This window comes from Planktotalea sp., assembly GCF_050633725.1.
Classification (GTDB): domain Bacteria; phylum Pseudomonadota; class Alphaproteobacteria; order Rhodobacterales; family Rhodobacteraceae; genus Planktotalea.
In genome coordinates, this window is the sequence record NZ_JBOEHB010000023.1 from 93,369 (window position 1) to 103,901 (window position 10,533).

Here is a 10,533-nt window from a genome sequence, read left to right on the forward strand (position 1 = left end):
GCCCCCCCCTGCCACAACCAGCGCGCCTGTCAGAAGAGTTTCGCTACGTCAGATATTCCCCGTGTTTAGGCGCAAGACAGCCTCCTCGCCCTTTATGAAAGTTACCGCCTCTCAAAAACTCAGAGCGCAGAAACCGAAACTTACGCACTGATTGGTTTTGGCTCCCAATAGGTTTCAGCTTCGCTTTGGGTCATGACCACAACTGCGCCTGCGTCAAAGGGATTGCTGGTCGCTTGCATGGATTGCATGCTTGGAGAATATCTAATTTCGCGGAAGTCTACGAGCTTAGCGCCCGAGTGGCTTACGCCATCAACGTCCCTTACCGTTATGAGCAGGTCAGATTGGGCCAGAAGATAGCGACTATGGGCAACATAGTTCTGGTATGAAAACTCCAAGCCGCCGTTTGCTGGCAAGACCGTACCGTCTGGCACAGTCAAGATGATGATATCTTCTTCGCGGTCAAAATCGTCAATGCTCATTCGTGACCCGCCGACCTGATCAATGAACACATCAGCGCCCTCCCCGCCAATTGCCCCCGCACGAACAGCCAGCGGATGGCCAATGCCATACCCTGAGTTATTCACCAGAACGTCATCACCTTCGCCGCCATACATGTAGGAGCCCGAGCTGTAGACGCCCCCAACGCCCCACGACGTAACTTGGTTGATGCCATTCCCGCCCACAAGTATGTCATCACCTGCGTTTCCAAAAAGGAGTTGCCGACCGTCCTCGCCGCCATAAAGAACATCATCACCGTCGCCCCCATAAAGATAAGCGTTCGCGATATCCCCTACTAAGGTATCATCACCTTCATGACCTATGAGGCGATCTCCAGCACTTGCGACAAGCGGCAGGTATCCTGTGGAGGTTCGGGAAATCACCCCTGCTTCAGACGCGCTACCTGCGAAAATGAGATCGTTCCCTAAACCACCTTCCAGCGTATCGGCCCCATCGCCCCCATCAATAGTATCGTTACCGCCAAGCGCATTAATTGAGTCGCTCAATTCAGTGCCCAAAAGACGATCATCGCCTTCAGTTGGAACGGTTGAAACCTCGGGTTCAGGCAAACTTGGTCCATCGACACCCTGACTGTTGAGAAAGGCGTAGGTTTCCTCTTCGTCTAGAAATGCAATGTCGGACATTGTGATCGTGCCTGCCGCGACACCTGAAATCTGTAGAATCACATCCCCATCAAGGCGCAATTGGGCATCACCCGTTTCTGGATCCGCACCCAAGGTGTAATCACCGTCGCCCGAGAACGGCACAACAATCGTATCCTCGACCGGGTCAAAATCTGTGAGGAGCGTCAGGTCTGAACCTGCAAGGAAGTAATCCCCGCCCTCGCCGCCCGTCATTTCACCGCCACCAGTGCTCCACAAAATATCATCGCCCGCGTCGCCGAATAATTCGTTGTTTCGTCCTTCAGTACGCAGCAAATCGTTACCTTCACCGCCATAAAGCGTGTCGGCTCCCGTATCGCCATCAATCGTGTCGCTTCCACCCAAGGCGTTAATGAGATCACTTTCAACGGTGCCCATTAGGTTGTCATCGCCCAGCGTTGCGCCAAAAGGATCTTGCTCTGGCTCTGGCAAGCTCGGTCCATCAACGCCTTGGCTGTTGAGGAAAGCGTAGGTTTCCTCCTCATCAAGTAGAGCGACATCAGAGAGCGCAATGGTGCCCGACGCGACGCCAGATAGCTGCATGATCACATCGCCATCCAGCAACAATTGCGTATCGCTCGTTTCCGGGTCCGCTCCCAATGTGTAGGTGCCGTCGGTAACGAAAGGAACGACAATTGTATCCTCGGCAGGATCGAAATCTGTGACGAGCGTCAGATCTGATCCTGCAAGGAAATAATCCCCGCCCTCGCCACCCGTCATGATCGCGCCGCCCGTGGTCCAAAGGATATCCTCACCTGTGCCCGCAAAAATTTCGTTAACACTGCCTTCAACACGCACAAGATCATTGCCATCGCCAGCATAGATCGTATCTACACCCGCATCGCCATCTATCGTATCCGAGCCGTCATCGCCTGCGATCCAGTCATCGCCTGCATTTGCGAAAATACTATCGTTCGCGAGGCCTCCAAAAAGCGTGTCGTCAAATTGTGTCCCCGTTAAAGTCTGGGCTCCACCAAAGACACCCGAATTCGAATTATCGACGCCCTCAGTCATATCAGGCCCATCGGCTTCGCCGCTATTATCGCCGCTATTGTCGCCGCTAACATCACCGCCGTCCGAGTCCTCGCCGCCAGACAGATCAGGGCCATTCACATCTTGAGACGTAAAGAAGGCATCCAAATCAGATTCTGCCAAGAAAACCATAGCATCCGACGGTATATCCGCCGAAAGGACCCCAGTAAAACGCGCGACAATCGTAGTGCTGCCGTCTTCGTTGGCTTTGAGTAAATGTGCCATCGTTCCGTAATACTGCGTGCGATCTTCGAAACGGAAATCTTCGGCGCTTTCGCCTTCGCTGAGAGGGATCACAAGTTGATCAATACCCAATGTATAATCATGGACGATGTGCGGTGGCTCATACCCTTCTCCTTCCGTTTCGCTTCCTAAGACAAAGAAATCGCTGCCTTCGCCACCCGTCATTTCGCTGGAAACGAAGTCGGAAAAAAGTATGTCGTCGCCCGCACCGCCGTCCAAATGAGCTGCCGGATTTGTATTGCGCGCAATCAGCACGTCATTGCCGTCGCCGCCGAGCAAATTGGATCGATATCCTGTATTGGTTGCTTCAATCCAATCTTGGCCATCTCCCCCGTTAAGCTGAGACCATGACCCCTCGGAGGTAATTGTGTCGTCGCCTTCACCTGCATACACGGTGTTAATGCCAAGGCCGGTATCAATCACATCATCGCCGTCATCACCTGCAAGAAAATCATCGCCAGAGCCACCAACTATTGTGTCTGCGCCGCTTCCGCCGAGGATCCAATCATTGTTCACACCACCGTCAAGCAGATCGTTCCCAAGTCCACCATGGATCGAGTCATCCCCAGCGCCGCCATCAACCGTGTCGTCGAATTCGGTTCCGTGAATAGTGTCGTTTGTATCGCCACCAAAATAGGTCGCGCTCGCAGCAATTGCGCCCAGAATCGACATGTAAACCAGCATTAATCTTACCCCACCAAATTATTTTTAAGCTTACGTTCAACAATGTTCAAAATACAAGTCGGAAGTCGTGACGTTAGATGATTGCAAGCGCAGTTTAACGCCGAGTAGGAACATATTTTGAATTTGAGCGTCTCAATTAGAATTAAGTTTTCCGACCAATATCGGCGCTAGAGAGTATGGCTTTTAAACGGCTTCGTTTCTTTCGGATAGATTTTGGTGGCGCCTCATATTTAGGCAGTTTCGCAGTGCTTTAAGACTGCGCCGCGTTGAGCGATTGCTTCCTGTAGGGCCTCGACGCAGAAGTCCTTGTGTAAATGTTGCCGAACCGCACCCCCAACAATTTGCGCGCGCCTCGATCCCTAATAACATCCATTCGTGACTGCCCTAGTTGACGGGCGCAAAAACCTTGTCGGAAAACCAAACGGTACCGGCCCCTCGACTTTCTTTTTATTTAGCAAAGACAGGAGCGTATGACGAAAATTCGTATACCTGGATCAACAGCCCTGACACGAGGATGCATCTCACTCTAAGTATTGAAACGGATGTGCCCCTGCTCGATGCAATTTGTCTCAGAGCATAAACAGGGCGAATTTGCATTCCCCTTTCGAACATGTTCCCGATTAGCACGATACCTGGCGATGGGCGCTCTTAGGTCAACTCGTAACCCGTTAATAAATACAGCTTCTAGACGAATCATATACCCAAAGCTACCCTCAACGCGAATGGTGAGTTTTTATTGGGAGTACGAGTGATGCCAAACCATCTAAATCTATATTCTTACGGGCATTCTTTGGTTAATTATGAAGGCGGAGATCCAGCGCCTCATACTGATTACACAAATATTCTTTACTGGATGAATCTCTTCGCACAAGAACTTGGAGATAGCTTTAGCTTTGCTGGCGAATTCGGGCAATTTAACGAGTTTGTAGCCAAGGGAATAGCGAGCCCTGGACTGTCAATAGATGGCGTACCGGCGTCGGACTTGAACGGGGAAACTTTCGGAGAAGCCGATTACAACACCGTGATGTTAACACCTGCAAACTGGGGGCATGACGGACACGAATTCTATAGTGCAGCGCATTTTCAAAACCAGCTTACCGATGCACAGACACTGATTGATAGGTCAATTGCGGCCCAATTGCCGGGCGACACGACACTACCGAATTTCGTCATTTATCAGAGTTGGCCAGAAATGGCCGAAGAGCATGGCTTAAACTGGACCTTTCCACAAACCGATGCGCAATTTGATGAATACGTTACCCTGCTCACCGACACAGGGCCTGGTTCGTACCATCAATGGTATGTAGATTTTGCGGATCAGCTCCAAGCAAGCCCGCCCGTCCAAATGTTGCCGATCGCTTACATATTAGGGCAGCTATTGCAGGACACCACATTGAATCTGATGGACACGATGGACCCTGAGGATTTGTTTGGGGACAATGCGCCTCACGGGACTGAAACCCTTTACTTTCTGGCTGGCATGATTGCGCATATTGGGCTCAACGGAACTCAATCCCCTCCCCCTGAGGTCAATGTCGGGGCGGTGCACCCGACTGTCCTTCAGAATTATTCTGCTATTGCGGCGATCGTAGACACTGAATTAACAAACGCAGGTTTTTCACCCACGGCAGAGACCACGTCAAACCTGACACCGACTGCTTTCGAAGATGATGTGACTATGGATGCAGGCACGGATCTCACAGTAGATGTGTTAACCGGGTCTGTTGATCCAGAAGGCAACCCCCTTCAAATCTGGCATGAGTATCTTCCCGGCGGCGTTCCTAAGCCAATCGCGACTGAGTCTGGCTCGTATGTTGTGAATGAAAACGGTACAATAACCTATACGCCACAGGCCGGCTTCAATGGCACCGACGAAATTGTTTATTACATCCACGATGGTCAGGGAGGCTCTGACCAAGGCGTAATAACCGTGCAAGTCGGCACCCCGCCCACCAACACAGCGCCTGCTGCGTTAGATGATGTTTCATCGATCGATATCGCGACCAACAGTAGCGTCGATATTGATGTTCTGTTCAACGACGGGGTCGGCAACGGGAGCGGCGTCGATGGCGATGGCGATACGCTGGCGATCACTGAGGTTGGACCAGCTGCGAACGGAACCGTTGAGATCGTAAACGATCAAATCCGCTATACACCCGATGGCACTTTGGGGGCGGACAGCTTCACCTACACAATCAGTGACGGCACCAACACCACCACGGCGACGGTGAACATGACGATTACGGATTCAAGCACCCCGTCCGCTCCAGCAACGTTCCAAGCCAGCTACTGGGAAGTTGATGGTTCTGTCGTGGATTTGGCATCGGTGGTGTTTGCAAACCTTGAGGGGCCAGACGCGACAGGAACCTTGGACACCTTGGATTTCTCCTCCGCTGCTACGGCCGGTTGGACGGGTGGCCCAGCAGACAACTACATCGCCAGCTTTACTGGAACGCTTCTTATCGAAAGCGGCGGCGACTATCAGTTCCGCGCCCCCTGGGTGGACGATCAAGTGCGCGTCATCATTGATGGCCAACTCGTGTTTCAGGCTGGTTTCACCGAGGGTGACTACGCTGGAAATAACGCCGGCGATCTCATCACGCTCGCCGCTGGAACGCACAATATAGAAATCCAGTATTTGGAAAATTTAGGCGACGACAGGCTTGAACTGCAATGGTCCGGGCCAGATACCGCGGGCATCTTCACAACGCTTTCCGACACCAGCCTGACCAATGGCGGCACTCCGCCCACCAACGCAGCGCCCGCTGCGTTAGATGATGTTTCATCGATCGATATCGCGACCAACAGTAGCGTCGATATTGATGTTCTGTTCAACGACGGGGTCGGCAACGGGAGCGGCGTCGATGTCGATGGCGATACGCTGACGATCACTGAGGTTGGACCAGCTGCGAACGGCACCGTTGAGATCGTAAACGATCAAATCCGCTATACACCCGATGGCACTTTGGGGGCGGACAGCTTCACCTACACAATCAGTGACGGCACCAACACCACCACGACGACGGTGAACATGACGATTACGGATTCAAGCACCCCGTCCGCTCCAGCAACGTTCCAAGCCAGCTACTGGGAAGTTGATGGTTCTGTCGATGATTTGGCATCGGTGGTGTTTGCAAACCTTGAGGGGCCAGACGCGACAGGAACCTTGGACACCTTGGATTTCTCCTCCGCTGCTACGGCCGGTTGGACCGGTGGCCCAGCAGACAACTACATCGCCAGCTTTACTGGGACGCTTCTTATCGAAAGCGGCGGCGACTATCAGTTCCGCGCCCCCTGGGTGGACGATCAAGTGCGCGTCATCATTGATGGCCAACTCGTGTTTCAGGCTGGTTTCACCGAAGGTGACTACGCTGGAAATAATGCCGGCGATCTCATCACGCTCGCCGCTGGAACGCACAATATAGAAATCCAGTATTTGGAAAATTTAGGCGACGACAGGCTTGAACTGCAATGGTCCGGGCCAGATACCGCGGGCATCTTCACAACGCTTTCCGACACCAGCCTGACCAATGGCGGTGCCGCACAATCGACATTGGCTCTCGGAGAACTCGATCCGTCACTGGCAATTGGACTAGCTGGCATCGCGAACACATCAACCCAGCACCCGTTCATCAATGTCGCTTTATCTGCATCGCAATGGTTCGGGCAGGATCCTTTCACGAGCGAACTGATAGACGTGCCTTTTGAAAGCTTGACTGTTGACGCGAATGGAGTGCCCACAGAAATACCAGCGGGTGCCGGTTGGGTTTCGTCCGTCTTGTTTGATGGCCAAGGAGCCTACACCAATCCGCTTGAAGGCGGAGCGGACGCTGCGCTCGGCGAAGTCGCATCAGTGGCTGGGACTTATCACCTGACGTATGACGGGTCCGGCACAATCGAAATCGTAAGCAACAGCGCAACTATTTCAAACGTGAATGACGACACTCCTGGCGAGATAACGTTCGATTACACGCCGACAGATGAAGCCGTTTTCATCTACATATTGGATACCCAATCAGGTGACAATATCCGCAACATCCAGGTTGTTCACGAGGACAATCTTGAGGCACATGCTGCAGGAGCCACGTTCAATCCCAATTGGATAAACTTGATCGACGACGCTCGAGTCATTCGCTTCATGGATTGGATGGACACCAACGTTGATGTGAACGAGCCTGATATCGGTTCATCCACCGCTTGGGAAGATCGCCCCAGCGTAGGTGACTATTCTTATTCTACGGGTGTACCGGTTGAGGTCATAGTTGCTTTGGGTAACCAAGTCGGGGCTGATATCTGGGTCAACATCCCACACGATGCCACGGATGATTACATTCAGCAATTTGCGCAGTATGTAATGGACAATTTGGACCCGGAACTGAATGTCTATGTTGAGTATTCAAACGAAACTTGGAATGGCGCGACGTTCGGTCACCCCGCATGGTTGTGGCAAGAGGCGCTAGATCGTTGGGGCGCAACGGACCAGACGCTCGGTGATTTTCAGGCCAGTCAACCAACAGCTGCGATGCAATATGCTGGATTGCGTGCCTCGGAGATGTCGACGATCTGGAACTCGGTCTTCACCGGCAGCGATGCCGAAAGGCTGAAGGTCGTAGCCGCTCCGCAACCAGAACTAGACAGCGCCTCGGAAATTCCCAGCCTAATCAGTGACTACATGACCGTTCCTTTGGAGGCAGGCCTTAATCCAATCAACGATGGCGCGTTTGATGTATTCGCTGGCAATGGGTATTTTGGTGCCGATTTCATTGAAGACCAAGCCCAGACCGTTTTGAATATGTTGAACGAGGGCGACTCTTTCGAAGACGTTGGTATTTGGGTAACGAACCAACTGCAAAATTCCTACCTGCCCAATCTAATTGATGCCGGCGGTTCAATTGATATGCAGTCACAAGTGGCCACATCCTACGGATTAGCGTTGATCATGTATGAGGGAGGCACCCATCTTGCGCCCGGCCCCCACAGTTTTACTGATGGAGGCTATGACTCGGCAGGGACCGAACTTTTGGGGGACTTCTTTGCGTGGTACAATTACTCAGATGATGTCGTAACCATGTATCAAGACTTGTTGAATGCCTGGATCCAGTTTGGAGGTGAATCGTTTAACGCATTCGTTGATGTTGCCTCACCGACGGAGAACGGCAGTTGGGGCGGATTGCACCACTTAGACGACAGCAATCCCCGTTGGGATGTGTTGATGGACTACAACAGTTCAGATCAACCAGGATGGGGCGATGGCCGCAGTGAAGGCGCGTTTGATCACGGTTCCTACGCAATAGGCACAGAAGAAAGCGACACGATTATTGGCACGTCTGAAGAAGACTTGATCCTTGCAGGCGATGGAGATGACTTCATCTTCTCCTTCGGCGGAAGCGATACAATTCACGGAGGCGACGGTACCGACGAGGTTTCACTACTTGGTAGCGAGACTGACTATACTTTCGCTGACGTAGATGGCGTGACGGTGGCCAGTACTGCAACAATTTCAGTGAACTTGGCATCCGTGGAATACGTGAGTTTTGAAGATGATGGCGCATCCAGCCACCTCTTGTCGGACTTCCTGCTCCTTTGAAAAAACATCGCGGCGTTTTTCGTGTCGCCATGGTTGCAAAACCGTGGCGACACGCCTTTTTTGATTTGGCAAAGTTCAAAATGGGAAAATGGCGTTTCACTTACTTTCCCCCTGCCCTGTGCCCTAGTTCCCTCTAGCTTCGCGCGGAAGAGGCCTTGGGGTTAGATCTGTGACCTTAGGCCGCCATTTTGGCCATCGCTGTTCTCTGCGAAAATTCCATCGGGGTCAGGTTTCCCAACGCTGAATGCGGCCCGCGCCAATTTGTAGCCCTCCTGCCATTCTTCAAGCGTTTTGCGGGCATCACGCAATTTGCCAAACAGCGTTTCGTTGAGCCTTTCATCACGTGACCACGGCTACACCCCAACCGTCGCCTTTCGCTCGTAAGCCGTTTGATGGCCTCCCTGAGCTCAACATCATCGCCACGGCGCGACAGATACTTCATCGATTGCCGGGCAATGAACGGGCGATGAAAGGGACGTGATCGCGCTGGAAAACGCGTTATGTGTTCGTGCATATCGCGGCGATATACTGGCAGGGTGTCCTGAAGATATCGCCGCAACAATGGGATTAAGCTGGCGGGAGTGGCGAGATTTCACTCTTGATGAAACAACGCCCGACGCGGGCTTCCACCGCACAATCCATTGCTGGCGCTCATGAAAATCGCATCATTTTGGTGGCCCAATAGCTTCTGCTCCAGCTATACGAGCTAGAAGATGAAATCATTCCCGCCGAGGTCCCCGAGATCGACGTTGAGCAGTGTGATCGTCAGCGCATCGCCATCATCGATCACAACGTCATTCCCGACCTGCACCATATGATTGGCCGTCAAGTCAGCGAAATCAACGATCTCCAGAACCGCTGCGAGATTGATGTTTTCTTTCGAATTCAAAGCGTCAAAGTCATTGACCGTGTCGTTGCCATCGCCGCTGGTGAAGATGAAATTGTCATTACCAACGCCGCCGGTCAACAAGTCATCGCCTTTGCCACCGTCCAGCCAGTCACCGCCATCACCGCCAAAGAGAGCGTCCGCGCCCTTGTAGCCGTCCAGTACATCGCGCCCCTTGTTGCCTCTAAGCACATCAGCGCCCTTGCCGCCAAATAGGCTGTCGTCGCCTTTGCCGCCTGTCAAATCGTCATTACCAAGTCCGCCGTTGACATCGTCATCGCCTTTGCCAGCAGTCACAGTATCATCGCCGCCCTCGGCCAGAATGGTGTCCTTGCCTTCGCCGCTAACAAAGTGGTTGGCATCGTCCGTGCCGGTCAATGCATCTGCGCCAGAGCCGGTTTCAAGGGCCTCTATTCCGCTCAAGACATCCATGCCGTGGCCGGTGTCCTGCACGGCGGTGATCCTGAGATCAACGGTCGTATCAATATCGCCTGAGAACAACACGGTGTCAAAATCGTCGCCGCCATTAAGAGTGTCCTCGCCAGCATCGCCGTTCAATGTATCGTCGCCTTTGCCACCGCTCACCAGATCGTTTCCAGAGCCGCCATGCAGTAGATCAGAACCGTTACCGCCCTCAAGAATGTCCTCGCCCTTGCCGCCATCCAGCAGATCAGCACCTTTGCCGCCCTCAAGAGTGTCATAGCCCTTGCCGCCATTTAGCGTATCCGCGCCAGCGCCGCCAAACAACGAGTCAGCACCGCCAAGCCCGTCCATGACGTTGGCATCGCTATCCCCGTTGAGCGTGTCGGCATTCGCGGTCCCGGTAAAGTTCTCGGCTTCAGCTGAGACGTTCACCGTTATCGTTTGGCCACGCGCTGCGGTGTTCTCAAAGGAATTCAGCGTGCCATCGCCTTGCCCAACGACCATATCCAGATCGCCGT

General features: G+C 52.9%; 3 protein-coding genes. 1 reads left to right on the top strand and 2 read right to left on the bottom strand.

The window, feature by feature from the left end; translation table 11 throughout:
- Positions 1 to 140: 140 nt before the first annotated feature.
- Positions 141 to 3,119: a calcium-binding protein gene (locus ACRBCU_RS16635; RefSeq protein ID WP_431366514.1), complete on the bottom strand. Its 2,979-nt coding sequence runs from the start codon at positions 3,117 to 3,119 to the stop codon at positions 141 to 143.
- Positions 3,120 to 3,870: 751 nt separating this feature from the next.
- Between ACRBCU_RS16635 and ACRBCU_RS16640 the strand changes: the two genes are divergently transcribed.
- Positions 3,871 to 8,706: an Ig-like domain-containing protein gene (locus tag ACRBCU_RS16640; RefSeq protein WP_431366515.1), complete on the top strand. Its 4,836-nt coding sequence runs from the start codon at positions 3,871 to 3,873 to the stop codon at positions 8,704 to 8,706.
- 706 nt (positions 8,707 to 9,412) lie between these two features.
- Here ACRBCU_RS16640 and ACRBCU_RS16645 read toward each other — a convergent pair.
- Positions 9,413 to 10,533: calcium-binding protein (locus ACRBCU_RS16645; RefSeq protein ID WP_431366516.1), on the bottom strand; the 1,121-nt coding region annotated here is incomplete at its 5' end.

What these genes read in the sequence shown, in the direction of transcription:
- ACRBCU_RS16635 (WP_431366514.1), bottom strand. Translation starts at nt 3,119, where the DNA reads ATGCTGGTTTACATGTCGATTCTGGGCGCAATTGCTGCGAGCGCGACC.
- ACRBCU_RS16640 (WP_431366515.1), top strand. Translation starts at nt 3,871, where the DNA reads ATGCCAAACCATCTAAATCTATATTCTTACGGGCATTCTTTGGTTAAT.